21 protein-coding genes are annotated in these 23,206 nt (G+C 61.4%); all 21 read right to left on the reverse strand.

The annotated features are described in order from the left end of the window. Positions 1-40 precede the first annotated feature (40 nt). The 21 genes from coaBC to DCC24_RS03105 all read right to left on the reverse strand — a co-directional run bounded on the left by coaBC (position 41) and on the right by DCC24_RS03105 (position 23,075). Positions 41-1,273 carry a bifunctional phosphopantothenoylcysteine decarboxylase/phosphopantothenate--cysteine ligase CoaBC gene (gene coaBC / locus DCC24_RS03005; RefSeq protein ID WP_110098413.1) on the reverse strand — a complete coding sequence of 411 codons (1,233 nt, stop codon included), beginning with the start codon at positions 1,271-1,273 and terminating at the stop codon, positions 41-43. Positions 1,274-1,322: 49 nt separating this feature from the next. Continuing rightward, positions 1,323-1,715 (reverse strand): DNA-directed RNA polymerase subunit omega, encoded by a 393-nt coding sequence (gene rpoZ, locus DCC24_RS03010; protein WP_110123332.1) that lies wholly within the window; start codon positions 1,713-1,715, stop codon positions 1,323-1,325. Between the two features lie 49 nt (positions 1,716-1,764). After that, entirely contained in the window at positions 1,765-2,442 is a 678-nt protein-coding gene (gene gmk / locus DCC24_RS03015; protein WP_369859818.1) for a guanylate kinase, read from the reverse strand. Between the two features lie 176 nt (positions 2,443-2,618). Continuing rightward, positions 2,619-2,948: an integration host factor, actinobacterial type gene (gene mihF / locus DCC24_RS03020; RefSeq protein ID WP_110098415.1), complete on the reverse strand. Its 330-nt coding sequence runs from the start codon at positions 2,946-2,948 to the stop codon at positions 2,619-2,621. Between the two features lie 98 nt (positions 2,949-3,046). After that, positions 3,047-3,979 carry an orotidine-5'-phosphate decarboxylase gene (pyrF, locus tag DCC24_RS03025; RefSeq protein WP_110098416.1) on the reverse strand — a complete coding sequence of 311 codons (933 nt, stop codon included), beginning with the start codon at positions 3,977-3,979 and terminating at the stop codon, positions 3,047-3,049. Between the two features lie 8 nt (positions 3,980-3,987). After that, entirely contained in the window at positions 3,988-7,302 is a 3,315-nt protein-coding gene (gene carB / locus DCC24_RS03030; protein ID WP_110098417.1) for a carbamoyl-phosphate synthase large subunit, read from the reverse strand. A gap of 22 nt (positions 7,303-7,324) precedes the next feature. Further along, a complete protein-coding gene (gene carA / locus DCC24_RS03035) occupies positions 7,325-8,491 on the reverse strand; it encodes a glutamine-hydrolyzing carbamoyl-phosphate synthase small subunit (RefSeq protein WP_110098418.1) in 1,167 nt (388 codons plus the stop codon). Positions 8,492-8,567: 76 nt separating this feature from the next. After that, on the reverse strand, positions 8,568-9,128 hold the full coding sequence (locus tag DCC24_RS03040) for a hypothetical protein (RefSeq protein WP_233487861.1): 561 nt from the start codon (positions 9,126-9,128) through the stop codon (positions 8,568-8,570). Between the two features lie 56 nt (positions 9,129-9,184). Further along, on the reverse strand, positions 9,185-10,570 hold the full coding sequence (locus tag DCC24_RS03045) for a dihydroorotase (protein ID WP_110098419.1): 1,386 nt from the start codon (positions 10,568-10,570) through the stop codon (positions 9,185-9,187). 7 nt (positions 10,571-10,577) lie between these two features. Then, the gene (locus tag DCC24_RS03050) at positions 10,578-11,561 is read right to left on the reverse strand and encodes an aspartate carbamoyltransferase catalytic subunit (protein WP_110098420.1); all 984 of its coding nucleotides are present in this window, start codon (positions 11,559-11,561) and stop codon (positions 10,578-10,580) included. Positions 11,562-11,563: 2 nt separating this feature from the next. After that, a complete protein-coding gene (pyrR, locus tag DCC24_RS03055) occupies positions 11,564-12,175 on the reverse strand; it encodes a bifunctional pyr operon transcriptional regulator/uracil phosphoribosyltransferase PyrR (protein WP_110098421.1) in 612 nt (203 codons plus the stop codon). A gap of 118 nt (positions 12,176-12,293) precedes the next feature. Further along, positions 12,294-12,710: a transcription antitermination factor NusB gene (gene nusB, locus DCC24_RS03060; protein ID WP_110098422.1), complete on the reverse strand. Its 417-nt coding sequence runs from the start codon at positions 12,708-12,710 to the stop codon at positions 12,294-12,296. Positions 12,711-12,830: 120 nt separating this feature from the next. Beyond that, positions 12,831-13,394, reverse strand: coding sequence for an elongation factor P (efp, locus tag DCC24_RS03065; protein WP_110098522.1), 564 nt, complete (start codon positions 13,392-13,394; stop codon positions 12,831-12,833). A gap of 112 nt (positions 13,395-13,506) precedes the next feature. Next, complete coding sequence (gene aroB, locus DCC24_RS03070; protein ID WP_110098423.1) at positions 13,507-14,727, reverse strand: 3-dehydroquinate synthase; 1,221 nt, start codon at positions 14,725-14,727, stop codon at positions 13,507-13,509. Positions 14,728-14,795: 68 nt separating this feature from the next. Further along, positions 14,796-15,338, reverse strand: coding sequence for a shikimate kinase (locus DCC24_RS03075; RefSeq protein WP_110098424.1), 543 nt, complete (start codon positions 15,336-15,338; stop codon positions 14,796-14,798). Further along, positions 15,335-16,579 (reverse strand): chorismate synthase, encoded by a 1,245-nt coding sequence (gene aroC / locus DCC24_RS03080; RefSeq protein WP_110098425.1) that lies wholly within the window; start codon positions 16,577-16,579, stop codon positions 15,335-15,337. Before aroC ends, DCC24_RS03075 begins: the two co-directional genes overlap by 4 nt. Before the next feature lie 97 nt (positions 16,580-16,676). Next, positions 16,677-17,609: a shikimate dehydrogenase gene (locus DCC24_RS03085; protein WP_110098426.1), complete on the reverse strand. Its 933-nt coding sequence runs from the start codon at positions 17,607-17,609 to the stop codon at positions 16,677-16,679. After that, the gene (gene mltG / locus DCC24_RS03090; protein ID WP_110098427.1) at positions 17,606-19,324 is read right to left on the reverse strand and encodes an endolytic transglycosylase MltG; all 1,719 of its coding nucleotides are present in this window, start codon (positions 19,322-19,324) and stop codon (positions 17,606-17,608) included. Before mltG ends, DCC24_RS03085 begins: the two co-directional genes overlap by 4 nt. Further along, positions 19,321-19,890 carry a Holliday junction resolvase RuvX gene (ruvX, locus tag DCC24_RS03095; protein WP_233491956.1) on the reverse strand — a complete coding sequence of 190 codons (570 nt, stop codon included), beginning with the start codon at positions 19,888-19,890 and terminating at the stop codon, positions 19,321-19,323. The genes mltG and ruvX overlap by 4 nt, the downstream gene beginning before the upstream one ends. A gap of 19 nt (positions 19,891-19,909) precedes the next feature. Then, positions 19,910-22,597, reverse strand: coding sequence for an alanine--tRNA ligase (gene alaS, locus DCC24_RS03100; protein WP_110098429.1), 2,688 nt, complete (start codon positions 22,595-22,597; stop codon positions 19,910-19,912). Between the two features lie 130 nt (positions 22,598-22,727). After that, on the reverse strand, positions 22,728-23,075 hold the full coding sequence (locus DCC24_RS03105; RefSeq protein WP_146206260.1) for a hypothetical protein: 348 nt from the start codon (positions 23,073-23,075) through the stop codon (positions 22,728-22,730). Positions 23,076-23,206: the final 131 nt, after the last annotated feature.

Raw genomic sequence — 23,206 nt, forward strand, 5'->3', positions numbered from 1 at the left:
ACAGACATGATAAGACTCCGGCGTTTCACCAGGGTTGGGATCAGCCCCATGACCGCCGGGCCGACAACTGCTCAGCCACGGCAGAGATGATCTGTCCGGCGACCTGATCTTTCGTGCCAGTCGCGGTCACCGCTTCACGACCGTCAGCGTAAAGGATGGTCACCTCGGTGTCATCTTGGCCGAAGACTCTACCCACCCCAACCTGGTTGACCACGAGCATCTCACAGCCTTTACGCTCGAGTTTTTGTTGCCCGTAGGTCAGCACGTCACCGTGTTCGTCCCCGGTTTCGGCCGCGAAACCGACAATCAACCCCGGCAGGTTCTTCTCCTCGTTGCGGGTCTGTACCGTGGTGGCCAGCACGTCTTCGGTTTGTTCGAGTTCAATGACCGGCACGGGCTGTTCAGCGGTCTTTTTGATCTTGGACTCCCCTACCGTGCGGGGCCGGAAGTCCGCCACAGCCGCAGCCATGATCAACACGTCGGCGCCACGACTGTGGGTCAGGACCGCATCAAGCAACTGGCGGGTGGATTCAATCTCGACGACCTCAATGCGCGGGTGCTGAGGAGCCGGAATGTCCATCGCGGCGGCAATCAGGGTGACCTGGGCGCCGGCGCGGGCGGCTTGCACGGCCAGGGCCACGCCTTGTTTACCCGAAGACCGGTTGCCCAAATAGCGGACCGGGTCGAGTGCTTCCCGGGTGCCGCCGGCGGAGATGACCAGGTGTTTGCCTTCCAGCGCGCCGGCTGAGGGGGATACGAGGTTTTGGGCGTGTTCCCAAATAGTGGCTGGTTCGGGTAAACGGCCTTGACCGGTATCAGACCCGGTGAGCCGTCCCGAATCAGGATCCAGAACGGTGATTCCGCGCTCGCGCAGGGTAGCCACATTGGCCTGGGTGGCGGGGTTGAGCCACATTTCGGTGTGCATCGCCGGGGCGACCAGGATGGGACAGGTTGCGGTGAGCATGATGTTGCCCAGCAAGTCCGGTGCCAGACCAGCGGCGGTGCGTGCCAGAAAATCTGCGGTCGCCGGAGCGATGATGACCAGGTCGGCGTGACGGCCTTGACGTACGTGGTTGACCTCGTCGACGGCTTCAAAGGTGTCAGTGTGCACCCGGTTGCCGCTCAGGGCTTCCCAGGTGGCTTCACCGACGAAGTTCAGTGCCGAGCGGGTGGGGACCACGTGGACCTCATGTCCCGATTCGGTCATCAACCGCAACAACAACGCGGCCTTATAGGCGGCGATGCCTCCACAGACACCTAGGACGATGCGCACCGAATGGTCTCCCTTACACGCTCACACCGGATCGACGATGAGAGGTTCCCTACTTGTTGTCTTCGTTGTCCTCGGACTCGCTGTGGATGACCTCGTCCTCATCAGCTGGCAGGGCGAAGGGATCTTCGTCATCGGAGATCTCGAAGGCGCTGAAGTCATCGAGCTCTTCTTCTTCAGCCGGCTGCGGTACCTCGGAGGCGTGCTTGTATTCCAGCTGGTCGTCGTTGATCTCGCGTAGTGCAATCGACAGCGGCTTCTCGTTGAGCTTGGTATCTACCAGCGGTCCGACGTATTCGAAAAGACCTTCGTGGAGTTGCGAGTAGTACGCGTTGATCTGACGAGCACGCTGAGCGGCAAAGAGCACCAGCGCGTATTTGGAGTCCACCTTCTCCAGCAGGGAATCCAATGCCGGATTAGTAATGCCTTCGTACTGTTCAGTCACAAATTCTCCAGTCACCTCTCCGCAGCATGCGGAGACCATTCAGTGTCGTTTAGCTTGTTGGGTCTTGTCCTACCCTGGTCACGGGCGTGTCACCACATGCTCGGGGCTTTTGTTTCCCCGGGTCGAGGCCCATCAGGGTCACAAGTTCTGCCGCAGCCTGTTCGACGGTGTCATTGACCACGACCGCATCAAATTCTGGTTCGGCAGCAAGCTCTAGTTTAGCTGTTTCGAGCCGTCTTTGCTGTTCTTCGGGTGACTCGGTCCCTCGACCGGTCAGGCGGTGAACCAGCTCATCCCAGCTCGGCGGGGCAAGAAACACGAATTGTGCTTCAGGCATAGTCTGTCGTATTTGTCGGGCACCTTGCAAATCGATCTCCAGGAGCACGTGCTGACCGGATCGGAGTGCTTCGTCCACGGTATCTTTGCGGGTTCCGTACATATTCTTGCCGTGGACCACCGCCCATTCGAGCATCGTGCCGGCCTCGATGAGGTCCTGGAACTCTTCGGTGGTGACAAAGAAGTAGTGTTTGCCATGCACTTCCCCGGGTCGTGGTGCCCGGGTGGTGGCCGATACCGACAACCACACGTTGGCGTAGTGGTCCCTAATGTATGTTGACACCGTGCCCTTACCGACCGCTGTGGGTCCAGCCAGCACCGTGACCTGCGGGTGGTTGGGTTGGCCTGGACGCGGTTGAAAAACACGGGGACCCGGAATCGGCGGGGCCACAGGCTGTTCGTCAGCGGGCTGATCGGCGCGTTCGGACTCCACAGTGTCACCTCGTCGGATCTGGATACATCGGTCATCTCAGGACTCGGCCAGGACTGGTCACGTCCCGCGGGGCCTGATCCCACCTTATCCAGCTTAGCGATCCGCACGTGGCCACGATCACCGCGGAGAAAGTTTTACTCTACGGCAAGACGCGTGTTGTGCCAAGCAATCAGTTTTTCCCGCTGGCGACGACCAAGACCACGCAACCGGCGCTTGGGTGAAATCACGCAGGCTTCCATCACACTGGTAGCGCGCACTTCTCCAACACTGCGCAACGCCGTGAGCAGGTCGATGCACCGCATCCGACCAATGGCGTCATCGAGATCGGCGATGGAGAACACATCTTCCAACGTGATCGCTCCATTGGCGAATGCAGCTTTCAGCTCTGCTCGGGCGGTGCGAGCTTCCAGCGCTTTTTCTCGGGCGGCCTGTCGTTCAGCAGGACTAAGTTGTTCCAAGACCATTTCTCTCACTCTCTCTGTGGTTTTATCGGCAGTGCAATCCTTCGGCGGGGGCAAATGTTCCCGCTGTCCAGAAACTCGCCACAGAGCAGAGTGAAACCCTAGGCGATGTGCACCCTAGCTAAAGAACACAGCGTGTTCTCAATTGCCTCCTGGATGCCCGATCGCTGGGGACCGGCCCGGAGAATCCCTCGAGAGGAATTCACGAGCACCTGGGGCCAGGCTCGACCGAAACCCGTGACCACATCGTCCACCCCGGCTCCCTGTGCGCCGAAACCCGGTGCGAGCAACGGTGCCTGGGTATCCGACAGGTCAATCCCCAGCTCTCGAGTCCGAGAGGCCACTGTGGCGCCAATAACGAGTCCAACGGATCCCATGACCGGCGTCCCAGTATGTCGTATCTCACTTTTGTTGTCACGACTTACCCTATCAATAATTATCCGGGCGACAGAGTTTTCGGGCCCTCCCCGGTGCTGAACTTGTGCTCCCTCGGGATTGGAAGTCAGCCCCAAGACGAACACGCCACGGTGATGGCGCCGGGCCAGTTCAATAGCGGGTCGGAGTGACTCGTAGCCGAGATACGGGCTGAGGGTGAGTGCATCGGCTGCCAAAGCGGAGCCGTCGGCGAGCCATCCGGTAGCGTAACCGGCCATGGTGGAACCGATATCTCCGCGTTTGGCATCAGCGATGGTGAGGATCCCCGCTTCGCGGGCTTCGGCCAACACCGTTTCCAGCACCGCGAAGCCGGCTGAACCGTAGCGTTCGTAGAAGGCTACCTGGGGTTTCAGCACGGCCACCCCACCTGTTTGGTGTGGGTCATTGGTGTAGTCGTGGGCGACCTCGATCACCGTTCGACTGAAATGCTCTACTCCGTTGACATCGACCGGTAGCCCCCAATCCTGCATCAGTTCTGGGTGCGGGTCGATGCCAAGACACAGCTGACCGCGCTCGGCCATCGTGGCGGCCAATCGTTGTCCGAACGGCTGGCCACCTGTCGGATGGGTGGTGTGGGTGGTCTGGGACGGGTCTGTCATGGTGATGCTCAGTTGTCGTTGATCGCCCGGTGCAGGTTCTCATCGTGGACCTGCAGGCTGGTGACATCCCAGGCGAATTCGCGCTGGGCATCGATCGCCTGCAGGGCCGCCCCGAAGGATTCCAGGGTGGTGATGATCGGGATGCCACGACTGGTGGCAGCCGCACGGATCTCGTAGCCATCACCGCGAGCATTGCCCCCCGAGGGAGTGTTGAGCATCAAATCCACACGTCCGTCTTCGATCTGGTCCAAGATGGTTTCGGCCCGGGCATCTGCAGTGTCTGTATCACCAGACTGATCGGTGATCTTGGCGACCACCTCGGTGGTGATGCCGTTGCGGGCCAGCACATCGGCGGTGCCTCCGGTGGAGACCAGGGTAAAGCCCATATCCACCAGCGACTTGGCATACGGGACGACACCGCGCTTATCGCGGTTGGCCACCGAGATGAAGACCCGACCCTGAGTGGGCAATGGGCCTCCGGCTGCGGTTTGGGCCTTGGCGTAGGAGGTGTCGAAGTATCGGTCGATCCCCATCACTTCACCGGTGGAACGCATTTCCGGGCCCAACAGTGCATCCACCACGCGCCCTTCGGGAGTACGGAACCGGGTAAAGGGCAACACTGCTTCCTTGACCGCCACCGCAGCGTTGATCGGCATCGAGGCGCCGTCGTAGGCGGTGGGGAGATCACCATGAGCTTTCAACTCAGCGATGGTCTTGCCCACCCCGATCAATGCCGCGGCTTTGGCCAGCTGCACGCCGGTGGCTTTGGAGACAAACGGCACGGTCCGTGAGGCCCGGGGGTTGGCCTCAATCACATACAGCACATCGGCCGCCAGGGCGAACTGGATATTGATCAGCCCACGGACCCCCACGCCCTCGGCGATGGCTTCGGTGGCATCTTTGACCCGCTCCAGCACGTCACGGGCCAGGGTGCGCGGTGGGAGCACACAGGCGGAGTCACCGGAGTGAATACCGGCCTCTTCGATGTGTTCCATGATCCCGCCCAGATACATCTCGGTGCCGTCGTAGAGCGCATCGACGTCAATTTCGATGGCGTCGTCAAGGAATTTATCGACCAACATCGGGTGCTCGGGGGTGATCTCGGTGGCGTTGTCGATGTAGCTGGACAGCGAGGCCTCGTCGTAGACGATTTCCATCCCGCGTCCACCCAGTACGTAGGAGGGCCGGACCAGCACCGGGTAACCGATCTCATCGGCGACCTTCTTGGCGTCGGTGAAGCTCACCGCGGTGCCGTTCTTCGGCGAGATCAGGCCGGCCTCATCCAGCACCTGAGAGAACGCGCCACGGTCTTCGGCCAGGTTGATCGCATACGGGCTCGTGCCCAAAATGGTCACCCCAGCATCGGCGAGTTCTTGGGCGAGCTTGAGCGGGGTTTGACCGCCCAGCTGCACGAACACACCGGCGACTCCCCCGGAGGCTTCTTCGGCGTGAATAATCTCCAACACGTCCTCCAGGGTCAGCGGCTCAAAGTAGAGCCGGTCGGAGATGTCGTAGTCGGTCGAGACGGTTTCCGGGTTGCAGTTGACCATGACCGTGTCGTACCCGGAGGCTTCTAGCGCCATGGTGGCGTGCACACACGAGTAGTCGAATTCCACACCCTGACCGATCCGGTTCGGGCCCGACCCCAGAATAATCACCGAGGCACGCTCGTGGTCGGCGACTTCGGTTTCGGCGTCATAGCTGGAGTAGTGATACGGCGTGTAGGCCTCGAATTCACCGGCACAGGTGTCGACGGTCTTATACACCGGACGAATACCCAGTGCGTGGCGGACACCGCGCACCACGGCCGGGTCCAGGTGGCGTAGCTGGCCGATCTGGGCATCCGAGAAGCCGTGGCGTTTTGCCCGGCTCAACACGGACTCGTTCAGTTCCGGTGCCTGACGGACCTCGCCGGCCACCTCGTTGAGCAACACCAGCTGGTCGAGGAACCACGGGTCAATCCCGGTGGCCTCATATAGTTGCTCGACGGTGGCCTCACCCAGCAGGGCGCGCTGGACCTGGCCCAGGCGGTCAACGGTGGGAGTCTTGGCGGCTTCGATCAGCTCCGCAACTTCGTGCGCGTCGGGCACGGTGAAGTCCAGTTCTGCCCCGGACTGTTCCAGAGACCGCAGGGCCTTCTGCAGGGCTTCGGCGAAGTTGCGTCCCAGCGACATCACCTCGCCGACGGCCTTCATCGTGGTGGTCAGGGTTGGGTCGGCGGCCGGGAATTTCTCGAAGGCAAACCGCGGGACCTTCACGACAACGTAGTCCAGCATCGGCTCAAAAGCTGCCGGGGTCTTCTGGGTGATGTCGTTGGGGATCTCGTCCAGGGTGTAGCCCAGCGAGAGCTTGGTGGCGATCTTAGCGATCGGGTACCCGGTGGCCTTAGAGGCTAGCGCTGAGGAACGGGAGACCCGCGGGTTCATCTCGATGACCACGATCCGGCCGTTGGTGGGGTTGACGGCAAACTGGATGTTACAGCCACCGGTATCGACTCCGACCTCGCGGATGATGGCGATCGAGATATCGCGCATCTTTTGGAATTCGCGGTCGGTGAGGGTCAGCGCGGGGGCGACGGTGATGGAGTCACCGGTGTGTACGCCGACCGGGTCGAAGTTCTCAATCGAGCAGACCGCGACCACGTTATCGGCCGAGTCACGCATCATCTCGAATTCGAATTCTTTCCAGCCCAGGATGGATTCTTCCAGTAGCACCTCGTTGGTGGGTGAGTACTGCAAGCCGGCACCGGCAATGCGGTGCAGGTCTTCTTCGTTATAGGCCAGCCCGGAGCCCAGTCCGCCCATGGTGAATGAGGGGCGCACCACCATGGGATACCCCAGGTGCTCGGCGGCTGCCAGGGCTTCGTCCATGGAGTGCACAATCTGCGAGCGGGCGGACTCGGCACCGCAACGTTCCACCACGCCTTTGAATTCTTCACGGTTTTCGCCCAGCTCGATGGCGTCAATATTGGCCCCGATCAGTTCCACGTTATATTCGGCCAGCACCCCGTTTTGATCCAGCGCGATGGCGGTGTTCAGCGCGGTCTGTCCGCCCAAGGTGGGTAGCACCGCGTCGGGGCGTTCGGCGGCGATGATTTTGGCGACCACTTCGGGGGTGATGGGTTCCACGTAGGTGGCATCAGCCAATTGCGGGTCAGTCATGATGGTCGCTGGGTTGGAGTTGACCAGGATGACCCGGATTCCTTCGTCTTTCAGCACCCGGATGGCCTGGGTTCCGGAGTAGTCGAATTCTGCGGCCTGGCCGATCACGATCGGACCGGAACCGATGACGAGAACTGAGTGCAGATCAGTGCGTTTGGGCATGAGAGTTCTTTCTCCTTGGCGCTTAGCGGGTGGCGCGGTAGGCATCCATCAGTTCGGTGAAGTGGTCGAACAGCGGGTGCGAGTCGTGGGGTCCGGCGGCGGCTTCGGGGTGGAATTGGACCGAGAAGGCCGGCAGATCACAGGCAGTGAGTCCTTCCACGACCTGGTCGTTCAGGGAGTAGTAGGAGACTTTAACCGCCCCGTAGGCGGCTTCTGGTGCGCGCTGAGCCTGGCCGCGGGGTGCGTCAACGGCGAACCCGTGGTTTTGGGTGGTGATCAGGGTTTTGCCGGTGGCTTCTTCCATCACCGGCTGGTTGGGCCCACGGTGACCGAACGGCAACTTATAGGTGTCAAAGCCCAGCGCGCGACCGAAAAGCTGGTGGCCGAAGCAGATACCGAAGAACGGAATCCGCTTCGTGAGTAGCTTACGCAGGGTGGCGACCTGCTCGTCAGCGGTGGCCGGGTCGCCAGGTCCGTTGGAGTAGAACACGCCGTCGGGGTCCAGCTCGACAATGGTCTGCAGGCTCGTGTTGGCCGGAAGCACCTCGAGGCGGATTCCGCGCATGGCCAGCTGGCGCAGTGTGGCGGCTTTGACGCCCAGATCCAGCACGGCGACCCGGTAGGTTTCCTCGATGTTGTCGTAGCCGTAGTCGGCCGGTCCCACCGAGTAGGCTTTCTCAGTGGTGACCCCGTCGATCAGGCTCAGGCCCTTCATCGACGGTTGGTCTGTGACCTGGCTGATGAGCTGTTCCAGTGGTGCGTGGGCGGACTCGCCGGAGAAGATGCCGGCGTTCATCACTCCGACAGTGCGCAACCGGCGCACCAGCGCTCGGGTATCGACGCCTTGGATGCCCACAATGTCGTTGGCCACCAGGTCATCTTCCAGTGACCGGGTGGCCCGCCAGGAGGATACCACGCGGGAGGGCTCACGAACCACCAGGCCGGCGCACCAGTAGCGTTCGGATTCGAAGTCTTCGTCGTTGGCCCCGGTATTGCCGATGTGCGGGGAGGAATGGACCACAATCTGGCGGGTGCACGAGGGGTCGGTGAGCACCTCTTGGTACCCGGTCATGCCGGTGGTGAAGATGGCTTCTCCCAGGGTAGTCCCGACGGCTCCGTAGGACCGTCCGGTGAAGGTGGTGCCGTCTGCTAAGACGAGCACTGCTGGTGCGATATCTGTAAGGCTCACGGTTGGGTTTCTCGCTTCCTGCTACACATTTCTCGACGCGAACGACTCGACACAAACGACGCGACGGTGGTGGGCTTTACTCTGGTTGGCGCTGCTGGCTGGTCTGGTGCATCGTCTCCAGGAGCGTGTGTTGATCTGCACTGTTGCGGGTTCGGAACCCGGTGGTCACCGGGATCTGCCCCAGATTCCATCCGATGGTGATCAGTCCGTCTTTTTCCACGAACTTGCCGACCATCCCGGAACTGGTACTGATCTGGGTGATATCTCGGAACGGAATCACAAAGTTTGGGGAGCCTTCCAGCAACAGCACCACGCCCAGAGGGTGGACCTCGCACTGGGCGCGGGTCCGGATCCCCAGACCATGCACGGCCACCCGATCCAGCCAGTCTTCACCACGCACGGTGCTGACATATATGCCCTGGGCTTGAGCTAGTGGCTCGGTGGCTAACAGTCGGTCGGGCACCGGTAGTGGAGCCGGGATATTGACTTGTCGGCGTCGCCGCGCGCGCCACCCGAACCACAGTCCCAGCACCACCAGTCCGATCAGGCCCAGAGTCAACAGAATGATCACCAGGTAGGCCCCGGTGTCTGATTCGGCCTCGGCATTGGTGGCCATGACGGTGACAAAAGGTGACACGCTGTGGTTCTTTCTCCTCGTAGCGGGTGGACAGTATCAGTGGCTTGGCAAGATCACTAGTTGACTGGGTGCGCCGGGGTTTGCCGGCGGCCGGCCTGAACGTGCGGGTTCGGGGTCGCCAACTGACCATCGGCCACCACCTGGTGGCCCCGGTAAAACACGTGGCGCACACTGCCAGGTAGCTCCATGCCACGGTAGGGCGTGTTGCGGGATTTGGATACGTGTTCGGCCGGGTCCACGGTAAAGGTGGTGTCAGGGTCGTAGAGGACCAGGTTGGCCACCACCCCGGTGCGTAGCTCGCCCTCGGGGCTGATGTGGCCTTGGTCGCAGTCCCCGGCGATGCGGGCCGGGGCGGCTGAAAACGCGTGGGCGATCCGATTCCAGTCACAGGTTCCGGTGTCAATCATGGCGTGTTGGACCACCGAGAGGGCCGTTTCTAGCCCGGTCATGCCCATCGCGGCCACCGGCCATTCGCATTCTTTGGCTTCGGCGGTGTGCGGGGCGTGGTCGGTGCCAATGGTGTCGATGGTGCCATCGGCGAGTCCGGCCCGTAGCGCCAGCACATCGGACTCCCGGCGTAGCGGCGGGTTGACTTTGAACACCGGATTATAGGTGGCCACCAAGTCTTCGGTGAGCAGCAGGTGGTGCGGGGTGACCTCGGCGGTGATGTCGATCCCTTGGGCTTTGGCCCAACGGATGATTTCCACCGACCCGGCGGTGGAGACGTGGCAGATGTGTAACCGGGAGCCCAAGTGGTGGGCCAACAACGCGTCGCGGGCGATGATGGCTTCTTCAGCCACGGCCGGCCATCCGGCCAGTCCCAGGGTGCTGGACAGGCTCGATTCGTTCATCTGCGCACCCTCGGTCAGTCGGGGTTCTTGGGCGTGCTGGGCGATGAACCCGTTGACGGATTTCACGTATTCTAAGGCCCGGCGCATCACCAGCGGATCCCACACGCAGTGCCCGTCATCGGAGAACATACTCACCTGGGCTTGGGAGGCATGCATGGCAGTCAGCTCGGCCAATTGTTCGCCAGCCAACCCCACGGTGACGGCACCGACCGGGTGTACGTCGCACCAACCAGCGGCGCGACCCAGGGCCCAGACCTGTTCGACCACCCCGGCGGTATCGGCCACCGGGGTGGAGTTAGCCATCGCATGGACCGCGGTAAACCCGCCCTTGGCGGCCGCCCGGGTGCCGGTCTCGACGGTTTCAGCATCTTCTTTACCGGGCTCGCGTAAGTGGGTGTGCAGATCCACCAACCCCGGGAGCACGATCATCCCGGTGGCGTCACAGGTGGTGGTTTCCTCCGGGGCGGGCTGAGAATCGTGGGCGCAGGTCAGGTCCTGACCGGTGGCGACCAGGATGCCGTCGCGGATCAGCAGGTCGGTGACCTGCCCGTTGGGCATGGTGGCCCGGCGAATCAGGGTGGTCGATGACATGGTTGGCTCAACCGTCCTTTCCGGAGTTTTCAGCAGCCAAGATCAGGTACAGCACGGCCATACGGATTGAGACCCCGTTGGCGACCTGTTCGAGCACGGTGTTCCGTGGCGAATCGGCCGCGGTGGAGGAGATTTCCAGCCCGCGGTTCATCGGTCCCGGGTGCATGATGATCGCTTCGGTGTCCTCCAGCCGGCTCAGCCGTTCAGACGTCAGCCCCCACCCGCGGGTGTACTCGGCGGTGGAGGGGAAAAACGACTGGTGCATCCGTTCCTGCTGAATCCGCAACATCATCACCGCATCCGGCTCGGTGGCCAGGGCTTCGTCGAGGTCGTAGGTGACCTCGCACGGCCAAAATTCGGCCCCCAGAGGCATCAGAGTAGCTGGTCCGGCCAGGGTCACGCGCGCCCCGAGGGTGTTGAGTAGCCACACATTGGAGCGAGCCACTCGAGAATGCAGAATGTCTCCGACAATCACCACGTGTCGGCCGGTCAAATCCTGACCAACCGGCGGGGCGGTGGCCGGGTCGGCCCCGTCGCGGAAGGCGAAGCGGTGGCGCATCGAAAAGGCATCGAGCAACGCTTGGGTGGGGTGCTCGTGGGTGCCATCGCCGGCATTGACCACCGGGGAGGAGCACCAGCCAGATTCGGCCAGTTGGTGGGCGGCACCGGATGCCCAGTGGCGCATCACGATCGCGTCAGCGCCGGTGGCTTCCAAGGTTTGGACGGTATCGCGCAGGGACTCGCCTTTGGACACCGAAGAACCCCGTGCGGAGAAGTTCAGCACATCGGCGCTGAGCCGTTTAGCGGCTGCTTCAAAGGAGATCCTTGTCCGGGTGGAATCTTCCAAGAAGAGGTTCACCACGGTGCGTCCGCGCAAGGCGGGAAGCTTTTTCACCTGACGGTCTTTGACCCCGGCCATTTCTTCAGCGGTATCCAGGATGTGCAGGGCGTCTTGGAAGCACAGATCCTGGGTCGACAAAAGGTGCCGCATGATCAGCGCACCCCCGTTGCGGTCACGACGGTATCGGAGATGATCACGCAGTCTTCGTGCTCGGTGCCATCGACGTCTTCCAGCCAGACACTGACGCGTTCTGCCGTGGAGGTGGGCAGGTTTTTGCCGACATGGTCGGCGCGGATGGGCAGTTGCCGGTGGCCACGGTCGACCAGTACGGCCAGGCGCACAGCGGCCGGGCGACCAATATCAGATAGGGCATCAAGTCCGGCTCGTACGGTGCGTCCGGAAAATAGTACGTCATCGACCAAGACCACGACCGCATCATCGATGCCGTTACGCGGTAGCGAGGTCGGGACTGGGATCCGGGAGGCCTGGGTGCGCAGATCGTCCCGGTACAGCGTGATATCCAGGGTTCCGGTGCGTTCGGTGGCATCGAAGTCCGGGTCGATTCCGGCGATTTTTTCGGAGATTCGGTGGGCTAGTGGAACGCCTCGCCGGGGAATACCGAGCACCACGAGCTGATCGCTACCGTGATTCGATTCCAAAATTTCATGGGCCATTCGGGTTAACGCCCGGTCAATATCGGCCGCGTTGGCTACCACCCGGGCGGGCCGGGAGGCGGGGTTTTTGGGTTCGACAAAATCTCCCACCGTGTCTCCTTTCCCGCCTCACAGGACGGTCTTTAAAGGATGTCCCCAACCGGTTGGTTCAGGGCGGTTTCCACTGGTCAACTCTAGCACGATCGTTCACCGGCCCGAGCGCATCGTGTTAGAGCACCAGGGTAGGTTTGACCTGCTGAATTCGTCCCAGCAGACCGTTGACGAAATCCGGAGACTCATCGGTGGAGTACTCTTTGGCGATGGTGGTGGCCTCCGAAACGGCCACCGCGTCGGGAACATCGTCGTTGAACAGTAGCTCCCAGGTCCCCACGCGCAGGGTAGCCCGGTCGAAGGCCGGCATCCGGTCCATGCTCCACCCTTGGGTGTAGGTGGCCAAAATCTCATCAATGCGGTCGTATTCGGTAATGACCCCGTCGACGATTTCGGCGGTATAGGGGTTGATGATTTGGTCGGTGTATTGCCGGCGAGCCTGCAACGCGGCCAAGGGTGTGGAGTGGCGTTGTTCGGCTTCAAAGATAATCTCGACGGCGCGTCGTCTGGCCCGTCCTCGCGAGGAGGTTCTCACGTGTTGTCCTGGTCCTTCTGATGATTCAACGGTCGGCACAGTATCTGAGATGACTGCACCCACCCTGCCGTGCGACGGTGGGCCGGGCAGCACCGGGTGGGTGTCTCGACAAGAGAGGTCTTAGTCGGTGACGCGACCCTGGTATTCACCGTTGCGGGTGTCAACCTTGACCTTGGTACCCTGCTCCACGAACAGCGGAACCTGCACCACGTACCCGGTTTCCAGGGTGGCCGGCTTGGTACCGGCCGAGGAGCGGTCGCCCTGCAACCCGGGTTCGGTGTAGGTGATTTCCAGGACCACCGAGGCCGGCATGTCCAGGTACAGCGGGGTGCCGTCGGAGATCGCGATGGTCACGGTCTCATTTTCCAACAGGTAGTTGGCTGCATCGCCGACCACGGACTCGGGGACGATGATCTGGTCGAACGTGGTGTTGTCCATGAAGACAAACTCGTCACCGTCGCGGTACAAAAACTGGTAGTCCGAGCGATCCACGGTAGCGAACTCAACTTTAGCCCCGGCGTTGAAGGTCTTATCGATAGTCTTACCGCTGGTGAGGTTTTTGATCTTGGTCCGCACAAAGGCGCCACCCTTGCCGGGTTTGACGTGCTGGAACTCTTGGACGTTCCACAGTTGTCCGTCCAGGGAGATCACCGAGCCGTTTTTAATATCGTTACTGGTGAGCATGACCATGCGCCGTTATAACCTCACTTCGGTTGATGAACGTTGGGAAAGATGACCTCTAACAGTGTAACGCCTTTGCGCAGGCCTGTTCGTGCTGTTCGTCGGCTCCGGTACCTTAGTCGGCGATTTCCTGATAGGCGGCGAACAATAGTGACTCATCGGGAACATCGTAGGTGATGGGCCGACCTTGGCCTTCCAGAAGCACGAAGCGTAGCTGATCGCCACGGTTCTTCTTATCGCGTTTGATGCCATCCAGCAGGGCCGCCCAGCGGTCGCCGCGGTAGGAGGTCGGCAGCCCCAGAGCACCAAGAACGCTGAAGTGTCGTTCGGCGGTGGCGTCATCGAGTTTGCCCACCGAGCGGGCCAGCTCGGCAGCGAATGCCATCCCGATCGACACCGCAGCACCGTGGCGGTACTGGTAACGTTCGGCCAGCTCAATGGCGTGGCCTAGGGTATGGCCGTAGTTGAGAATCTCGCGGATTCCGGATTCCTTCAAGTCCTGGGAAACCACCACGGATTTCACGCGGATGGCGCGTTCAATCAGTTCCCGCAGCGCCGCCGAGTGCGGATTGGTGGCTTGTTCAGGTTCGGCTTCGATCAGATCCAGAATGTGTTCATCGGCAATGAACCCGCACTTGACCACTTCAGCCAGACCGGAGATGAGCTCATTCTTGGGCAGGGTGAGCAACGTGTCGAGGTCGGCCAGGACGCCCACCGGGGGGTGGAAGGCACCCACCAGGTTTTTACCCTCGGCAGTGTTAATGCCAGTCTTACCGCCCACGGCGGCATCGACCATTCCCAACAGCGTGGTGGGCATGTGCACCACGTTCACGCCACGTAACCAGGTGGCGGCGATAAATCCGGCCACATCGGAGACCGCTCCCCCGCCGACGGAGACGATCGCATCCGAGCGCGTAAAGTCGTTTTGGCCGAGCACCTGCCAGCAAAAGGCCGCAACCTGGATGTGCTTGCCTTCTTCGGCGTCGGGGATTTCGGCGGTGATGGCGTTAAACCCGGCCTGATCAAGATCTTCTTTGACCACATCTCCGGTGGCGCGCAGGGCCCGTGGGTGGACCACTAGTACCTTGCGGACCTGGGTGCCCAACATCTCGGGTAATTGCGAGAGCAAACCACGACCCACCACGACGTCATAACCACCTTCGCTGAGGTATTCCGAGCCCCCGGCGACCGGTATCACGCTGGGCTCGTCGTGCTCTTCGCGGGCCTGAACGTCCTCGGCCACCACACCCGCGTCGGCGCCAGCCGGTGCCGACGCGGGTGGTGTCTGTGGAGTTCGCTCGGTGGTGGGATCAGTCTGTGGTTGTTGATCGGTCATGATCGATATTCATCCTCACGTGCGGCCCGGGGTTCTTGTCCGGGCCATTGAGTACTGTTTTATCGAGTCTAATGGTCGTGGGTTTTTTCTGCTCGACGATACCGCCGGGCGATCTTTCCGGCGAGTTGACGAGGACTATCTGCAGTGGTATCAACTACCTGATCTGCGACGCTGCGGTAGAGCGGGTCGCGTTCGGTGGCGATCTGTTCCCACGTCTCGGCCGGGTTATTCTCTAGCATCGGTCGACCCTGCCCGTCATCGAGCCGACGCAGGGCCTCCCGGGTGGAGACCTGCAGATAGATCACGTAGCAGTGCACGACCAGCAAGTCGCGGGTGGTGTCTCGCAACACCGCTCCCCCACCCAAAGAGATCACTGTTTGTTGTTTTCCGGTGAGGGCTTCGGCGACCACCTGCGCTTCGGCGTCGCGAAAACCGGGTTCACCGTGGACACGGAAAAACTCGGGGATGGGGCCGTGCTGGTGAGCGAACAGCTCATCGGTATCGACGTGGTCATAGCCCAGTTCTGCGGCTAATACTGGGGCAAGGGAGGATTTTCCCGATCCCATCGGGCCCACCAGGGCAATGGGTTGACTGCGGGTGTGTGAACTCACTGGATCGGATCTCCCATGTGGTCAGCTGACGTAGCCCCGCCGGTATTGGTCTGCAGGGTGGGTAGCGGGGCCAGGGAGTCCAGATAGGCGTTGAGGTTCCGCTGGACTTCAGCGATCGAGTCACCGCCGAATTTCTCCAGCACCGCTTCGGCCAAGACCAGGGCCACCATGGCTTCTGCGACCACACCGGCGGCCGGTACCGCAGCGACATCGGAGCGCTGGTGATGGGCCTTGGTGGTTTCTCCGGTGGCCACATCCACGGTGGCCAGGGCCCGGGGAACCGTGGAGATTGGTTTCATCGCGGCCCGGACGCGAATGATCTCTCCGTTGGACATTCCGGCTTCAATACCACCGGCACGGTTGGTGCGACGTGCCACGGTGTTGTCCTCGGTGCGGATGATTTCGTCGTGGGCTTGACCACCTAGGCGGGTGGCGGTGGTGAAACCATCGCCAACTTCGACACCTTTGATGGCTTGAATGCCCATCAGCGCCGCTGAAAGTTTGGTATCCAGTCGGCGATCCCAGTGCACGTGGCTACCCAGCCCGACCGGGGCATGGTAGACCAACACCTCCACGGTCCCGCCCAGGGTTTGACCGTCCTTTTTGGCCGAGTCGATGATCTCCACCATGCGCTGGGAGGTTTGCGGGTCGGTGCAACGCAACGGGTCCTCGTCCAACCGGTGCACGTCGTCGGGGGTCGGGAGTTCGGCGTCCTCGGGCACAAAGACCGTGGAGATGGAGACGGTGTGGGAGACGGTGCGAATGCCCAGCTGGGCCAAGAAGTGTTGGGCAACGCGCCCCAGGGCGACCCGGGTGGCGGTTTCGCGCGCCGAGGCACGTTCCAGTAGCGGGCGGGATTCGTCAAATCCGTACTTCTGCATTCCAGCCATATCGGCGTGTCCCGGACGCGGCCGGGTCAGCGCGGCGTTGCGGGCCAGACCGTCGAGCTCGGCAGGGTCCACCGGATCGGGGTTCATGACTTTTTCCCATTTCGGCCATTCGGTGTTGGCAATGTGAATGGCCACCGGGGAACCGAGGGTGAGGCCGTGACGGACACCGCCGATGAGGGTGACCTGGTCCTTTTCAAATTTCATGCGGGCGCCACGGCCGTATCCCAGTCGACGCCGTGCCAGGGCATCCTGGATATCGGCGGTGGTGATCTCAATACCTGCCGGCAGGCCGTCGATAATGCCAACCAGTCCCGAACCATGGGATTCACCTGCGGTGAGCCAACGCAACATATCTTTAACGTCCTTCAAATTCAGGGGGTGCAACGCGAGGAACCTTGGTGGTGCCCCAGGTCACCTCACGCCGGTGCGGACTACCTACCAGCCTAAATCACCCCGAGTCTTTCGGCGGTCGTGATGTTAAACCGATCGCTTCGGCCATGGCCACAGTGACCGCACCCCAGTCGGGTTCTGCCTGGTGGGATCTGGTAGCTTGGCTTGCCTCATGTTCGGCACGGAGCTCGGCAGTCAACAGCTTGACTTGTTCGACGGCTTGGTAGAGTAACATCTCCACACCGGAGATCACCTGTCCACCATTGCGATGCCAAACGAGGGCCAGCTGGGAGGGCCAGGGGTCATAAGCTACATCCAACAGGGGTGGCAACCAGGTGTAACCCGACAGGCTGTGAGCAAATTCGCTAGCTGCTCCGGGTGGGAGGGTGGAGATCACGTAGCGGTAGCGGTCCAGTTTCGTCAGCCCGGAGGCGATCGAGTCTATCTCAGCGGCCAATCCCAGATCGGTAGCGAGCTTGCGTTGGGGTTCAGTTTTGGCCTGGTTGCGGACCAAGAGGTCCACCCCGGTGACGCCCATGAGCTGTGCAGCTTCAATGGCCGCCGCGGCGGTGCCTCCGCCACCAATAATGCCCAGCGTCGACGAGGCCGGCGTCTCTGCCCGCATCAGAGCCCGGACGATGCCGTCGCAGTCGGTGTTATATCCGGTTGCCTGTCCGCTGGCGTCGAGTACCACCGTGTTCAGCACGCCCAAGCGCCGCACCCGATCAGAGAGCTGATCCATCAGTGGCACGAGGGCCGGTTTCAGCGGCATCGTCACCGAAAACCCCAGCCAGCGGGTGTGGCCGGTCGTCAATTCGTGGCGCCGGTCTCGGTAGAAGGTCTCCACCTGGTCGAGGTCGACATCGGCCCGGGTGTACTCAATTGCTAGCCCCAGGGCGCGGTAGGCGGCCTGGTGCAGGACCGGGGAGAGCGAATGGTCTATCGGGTGCCCCAGTACGGCGGCCTGGCTCGGTGCGCTACGAGTGGTCACTGCGCACCGTTATCGACTGATTCGCCGTCTGTGCTCGGGGCACTGGGGTCGTCGTTGGATCCGCCACCACACATCTCGGGGTTGTCCTGACAGTACTGGCGGTATTCGTCGACGTTCTCGTTGTGTTCTTCCAGAGTGGTGGCGAATTTGGTTTCCCCAGTCTCAATGTTGACGGTCACCCAGTAGTAGTAGTCGTTGTCCTCTGGCTCTGCCGCCGCATCGAGAGCTTCCAGCGACGGGGAACCAATCGGCCCCGGTGGCAACCCGCGGTGGGCGTAGGTGTTGTACTCGTTGGACGCGTCCTCACGGTCTTCTGCCGTAAACTGCAGAGACTGGGTGCCCAGCCCGTAGATCACCGTGGCATCAATCTGCAGGTAGCCGGCGGTTTCGGGATTGGATGGATCCAGCCGGTTACGGATGATGCCCGAGACGGTCTGGAAGTCATCGGTGCGAGCTTCTGCCTGCAGGATCGAGGCGATGGTGACCAGGTCGAATTGGTCGTCCTCATCGGTGATGCCCAGCCGGTCGAACTCTTCCATGGTGGGCTCGATCATCAATTGCAAGATTTCTTCGGGGCTAGAATCCACGTCAAAACGGTACTCGCCGGTGGCGATATAACCTTCCAGGCTCTCGGCCTGTTCGGGTAGCCCGTAAGCGGTGGGGTCAGTAGCGGCTTCTTCAACCTCTTCCACCGAGTACTGGGTGGCATCGGCGATGGATTCATAGACCGCATCGATGCGGGTCCCGGAATTGACTGCGACATAGTTCACCCCGGGGTCTCCAATGCCTAACAGCGTGTCTGCTGCCTCGGAGGCTGACATTTGGCGTTTCATCTGGTAGTCGCCGGGCTGAATATCTTGAACGCTTTGGGCTTCGTCGAGCGCGTCGGTAAAGGCCCCGGTGGAGGCGACGATGTCTTCTTCCACCAGTCGGTCTCCGATCACAATGGGACCCTCACCGGGGTTCACGGTAAAGGTCACCGGTTCTCCTCCGGGTCCCTCGTAGTCGGCATTGGTGCCAGGGATCAGCTGACGCAGTCCGATACCGACCACGGCCAGCAGTCCCACAAATACCACGAAACTTGCCGCCAGCACGAGGTATCGGCGACGCCGGCGCTTGGCACGCTCGGCGGCTTTTTCTTCGTTCACCACGGTGTACTTTCCGGAGCCGTCGGCCACGGTGAGATACCCCAGTGCCTCGAGTTCCTCGTCTTCGTCATCATCGGCATGATCATGGTCGGATTCCTCAGCGTCGAAGCCGGGATATTGCCGTCCGTCCTGTGGCAACGGGTCCAAGTCGCCCAGGTCTTGGTTCTGATCTGCCTCGTAGTGGGTGGGTTGGGAGGTATTGTGCTCGGGCTCTGCTCGGTCATGGTCAGGCTCGGAGGCGTGCTCGGTGGCCGGGACCGGGGCCGGAGCGTTCCCGGAGAGGTCCTCATCGGCCACCGAGGCGGCTCTGAGAGCGGCCCAGCGTTGCCGTCGCGTCATCGGCGCTGGCTCGTCAGTCTGTGTACCACCCTCAGCCTGGTTATAAGCCTGGGCGGTTTGAGTGGTCTGTTCCGGAGTGGTGGCGACACCGTCTTCCGAGGCATCAGCGCGTACCTGTTGCGCACGTCGTGCCAGCTCGGCTGCTTGCTCCCGTTCGCGACGCTCCCGACGCGTCATCGGTCGCTGTTCGGAAGGTGAGCCGGTACCGGCGGATTGTTCATCCGTCATGACTGTCCTTCCGTTGCTTGTTCGGGTGCCGGAACCACGCGACGTCCTGCCCGTTGTCCATCGCGTTTCTCCACGGTCAGGGCGTGTTCCAGGATTTCCACAGCTGCGGCCTGGTCAATAACCGACCGCTGAGAGCGGGCGGAGCGTCCCGCCTGATGGAGTGATTGGGAGGCAAGGACCGTGGAAAGCCGCTCGTCAACCAGGAAAACCTGCACGTGGGCACATTCGGCGCTCGCGGCAAGTGTATCAGCAAGTCCCTGAGCGTAGTCTTCAGCGTCAGCGGTGGAGGCAGTGGATTGACCGTGTAAGTTGATCGGGTCTCCCACATACACCACGGTCGCTTCCCGGTCTCTGGCGACCGAGTATATGTAGCGCTGATCACCCCCGGAACCGTTGAGATCTCGACGCAGGGTCTTCACCGGGTGAGCCATAATCCCGTCGGGATCGCTGGCGGCCAGTCCGACGCGGGCGCGCCCGACGTCGACCGCGAGGCGAACTCCGCGGGTAACGGTGCTGTGCGTGTCGGACATCGGTGGGGTGGACTCTCCGTGAGGGGCAGGGGTCATAACGGGATGGGTCAGCTGCCTAGTGCTGGACGACCTCGTCCCGAATGGCTTGTAACGCGGCGTCAACCTGGCTGGCATCTTGGCCACCACCCTGAGCGATATCGGGCTTACCACCACCGCCGCCACCGAGGACACCGGTAGCGGTTTTGACGAGCGTGCCGGCTTTCAGCCCCTGTTCCTGGGCCTGGTGGTTAGCTGCCACGGCTACCAGCGGACGGGATCCCGCCTCACCAATCAGAGCCACCACCACACTGGCATGTCCGGCCTGTTCCAGTCGGGCCTTGAGATCCAGCACGGACTGACGCAGATCATCTGCACCGGGAACGTGCCCCAGCGAGGCGGCCACCACGGTGGTGTTGCCGATGGTTTCAGCCTGATTGATCAGCCCGGAAGCTACTGCCTGCAGCTGGGCGGATTTCAGGGCGGCGAGTTCTTTTTCAACCTCGCGCAATTTGGCCAGGGTGGCTTCCACACGGCCGGGCACATCCTCGGCCGGGGCCTTGAGCATTTCGGTGAGCTGATTCATCAGGGTGCGCTCGGCAGCGAAATGCTCGAACGCATCGTAACCGACCAGCGCCTCCACGCGACGGTTACCGGAGCCCACTGACTGTTCGCCCAGCAACGCCAGGGTGCCAATTTCCGAGGTGGTCGTCACGTGAGTCCCACCGCAGAGTTCGCGGGACCAGGCGCCGTTCATTTCCACCACGCGCACCCGTTCGCCGTATTTTTCCCCGAACAGGCTCATGGCGCCCATGGCCTTGGCCTCATCCAGTGAAGTCTCCATGGTCAACACCGGGAAGTTATCGCGAATCGTGGTGTTGGCCAGGCCTTCGATCTCGGCCAGAGCGTTGGGTGAAATGGCATCCCGCCACGTGAAGTCGAACCGCAGGTAACCCTCTTTATTGAACGACCCGGCCTGAACTGCGTCATGTCCGAGAATATCGTGCAGGGCGGCATGGATAATATGGGTGGCCGAGTGCGCTTTCTGGGCGTCCAACCTGCGTTGCACATCGATCGCACCCACGGCTTCGGCGCCGGCGGGTACTTCACCTTCGGTCACCACCGCGGAGTGGACACTGAGCCCCTTGACCGGAGACTGCACGTCAGTAATCTTCAGGACGAAACCGTCACCGGTGATCACACCGGTGTCGGCGGCCTGGCCACCGGCTTCGGCGTAGAACGGGGTGGCATCCAGCACTACTTCGATTTCTTGGCCTTGCTCAGCATAGCTCGCCTCGTGGCCGTCGACCAGCAGTCCGCGAATCCGGGATTCGGTGGTGTGCTCGGTATATCCGGTAAAGACCGTGTCGTGGCCCTGATGTAGCTGGTGATACACCGCAGCATCCGCATGACCGGACTTTTTGGACTTCGCATCTCGGCGGGCCCGGTCACGTTGCTCGGCCATCAAGGCCCGGAATTTCTCTTCATCGACGCTCACCCCAGCTTCTTCGGCCATTTCCAGGGTCAGGTCGATGGGGAATCCGTAGGTGTCGTGCAGCTCGAAAGCATCCTGGCCCGATAGCGGGGTGCCAGCGCTCTTGGCAGCGGCCACTGAGTGTTCCAACCGAGTGGTTCCTGCCGCAATGGTGCGCAAGAAGGCTTTTTCTTCGGCATATGCAATGCGGGAAATCCGGTCGAAGTCGGTCTCAACCTCAGGATAGGTTCCTTTCATGGCGTCCCGGGAGACCGGTAGCAACTCGGGCAACACCGGCTTGGTGACCCCCATCAGTCGCATCGCGCGTACAGCCCGGCGAATCAGCCGGCGCAACACATATCCCCCGCCTTCGTTACCGGGGACCACGCCGTCGGAAATCAACATCAGTGAGGACCGGATATGGTCGGCAATGTAGCGCAACCGCACGTCATTTTCGAACGTGGGGTCCGCAGGGTTCTCGCTGGAGGTGTAGGTGACCTGGGCGAGTTCTGCGGCCCGGTCGAGGACCGGACGCACCTGGTCGGTCTCGTACATGTTCTCCACGCCCTGCAAGAGCATGGCCAACCGTTCTAGTCCCAGACCGGTGTCGATGTTCTTATTCGCCAGTTCTCCGGCAATGTCAAAGTCTTCTTTGGTCCGGACCTCGGAGAGCTGATACTGCATGAACACCAGGTTCCAGATCTCCATGAACCGGGTTTCATCCGCGGCCGGTCCCCCGTCCACGCCATAGGCCGGACCACGGTCGTAGTAAATCTCGGAGCAGGGTCCGCCCGGGCCGGGCTGACCGGTATTCCAGTAGTTATCAGCTTTTCCAAACCGCTGAATACGCTCTTCGGGCAGGCCAACGACATCACGCCAAATGCTAGCTGCTTCCTCATCCTCTTCATAGACGGTGACCCACAGGCGTTCTGGGTCCAGTCCGTATCCCCCCTGGTCTTGGGGAGTAGTCAGTAGTTCCCACGCAAATTGGATGGCATCTTTTTTAAAGTAATCGCCAAAGGAGAAATTCCCGCACATCTGAAAGAAGGTTCCGTGGCGGACGGTTTTTCCAACTTCTTCAATGTCGGCGGTGCGAATACATTTCTGCACACTGGTAGCGCGGGTGAATGAGGGGGTTTCCTGGCCGAGGAAATACGGGATGAAGGGCACCATGCCGGCGATGGTAAACAGCAAGGAGGGGTCAGGAGACACCAACGAGGCTGAAGGCACCACCGTATGGTTCTTGGATTCAAAGAAAGCATTCCAACGGCGGGCAATTTCATGCGATTTCATGCAACGTGTTCCTTGTACTGTATTTTCTGTCTCGCCACAGACGCGTGGCGACTACCATGGGCTTGCCGAACGCTCCCCGACGCCGTCACCGTCGCCCGTGCACCGATTGTCACGGAGACTGGGACCGGGCTTACTGCTTCGGGGAGTTGACCGTAGCGGTCCCTTGAATCGTGGTCATCTGCTGGGCCCGCAGGGTCCGTCGCGGAGCGGTCTGCGTGGTGGTTGGTTGGTCGTGTTCATCTTGGGACCGGAAGGCGGGAACTTCTTCACGCAACTGGGAGAAGAAGGCTTTAGCACCTTCGGTCACCACCGTTGCGGTGGCACTGCCGGCCTGGCGTCCGATGTTTTCAGGGCTCAACGTGGTTCTCAGGGACTCCTCTGCACGCACCACAGCCTCATCACGGCCTTTGCAGATGAGCGTGTGCCCAACCCATCCGAGTGCAACTCCCACACCCAACGTCAGGACCTTGTTGATCACGGAGGTTTCCAACCTTTCTCACGAGTTCGCCGAGCAAACACTCGTTTCCGACATGGTCACGAAATGATATCAATCTCCACTTTACCTTGTCAGCACGCTGCCGTGGCATCACCGGACGTACGCTTGTCACA

Source organism: Auritidibacter sp. NML100628, from assembly GCF_003185985.1.
Lineage (GTDB): Bacteria > Actinomycetota > Actinomycetes > Actinomycetales > Micrococcaceae > Auritidibacter > Auritidibacter ignavus.

Excerpts from the sequence above, each read along its gene's own strand:
- mihF (WP_110098415.1), bottom strand. The coding sequence starts at position 2,948 with ATGGTCTTGGAACAACTTAGTCCTGCTGAACGACAGGCCGCCCGAGAA.
- pyrF (WP_110098416.1), bottom strand. The coding sequence starts at position 3,979 with ATGACAGACCCGTCCCAGACCACCCACACCACCCATCCGACAGGTGGC.
- carB (WP_110098417.1), bottom strand. The coding sequence starts at position 7,302 with ATGCCCAAACGCACTGATCTGCACTCAGTTCTCGTCATCGGTTCCGGT.
- DCC24_RS03045 (WP_110098419.1), bottom strand. The coding sequence starts at position 10,570 with ATGTCATCGACCACCCTGATTCGCCGGGCCACCATGCCCAACGGGCAG.
- DCC24_RS03050 (WP_110098420.1), bottom strand. The coding sequence starts at position 11,561 with ATGCGGCACCTTTTGTCGACCCAGGATCTGTGCTTCCAAGACGCCCTG.
- efp (WP_110098522.1), bottom strand. The coding sequence starts at position 13,394 with ATGCTCACCAGTAACGATATTAAAAACGGCTCGGTGATCTCCCTGGAC.
- aroB (WP_110098423.1), bottom strand. The coding sequence starts at position 14,727 with ATGACCGATCAACAACCACAGACTGATCCCACCACCGAGCGAACTCCA.
- aroC (WP_110098425.1), bottom strand. The coding sequence starts at position 16,579 with ATGTTGCGTTGGCTCACCGCAGGTGAATCCCATGGTTCGGGACTGGTT.
- mltG (WP_110098427.1), bottom strand. The coding sequence starts at position 19,324 with ATGACGGATGAACAATCCGCCGGTACCGGCTCACCTTCCGAACAGCGA.
- ruvX (WP_233491956.1), bottom strand. The coding sequence starts at position 19,890 with ATGACCCCTGCCCCTCACGGAGAGTCCACCCCACCGATGTCCGACACG.
- alaS (WP_110098429.1), bottom strand. The coding sequence starts at position 22,597 with ATGAAATCGCATGAAATTGCCCGCCGTTGGAATGCTTTCTTTGAATCC.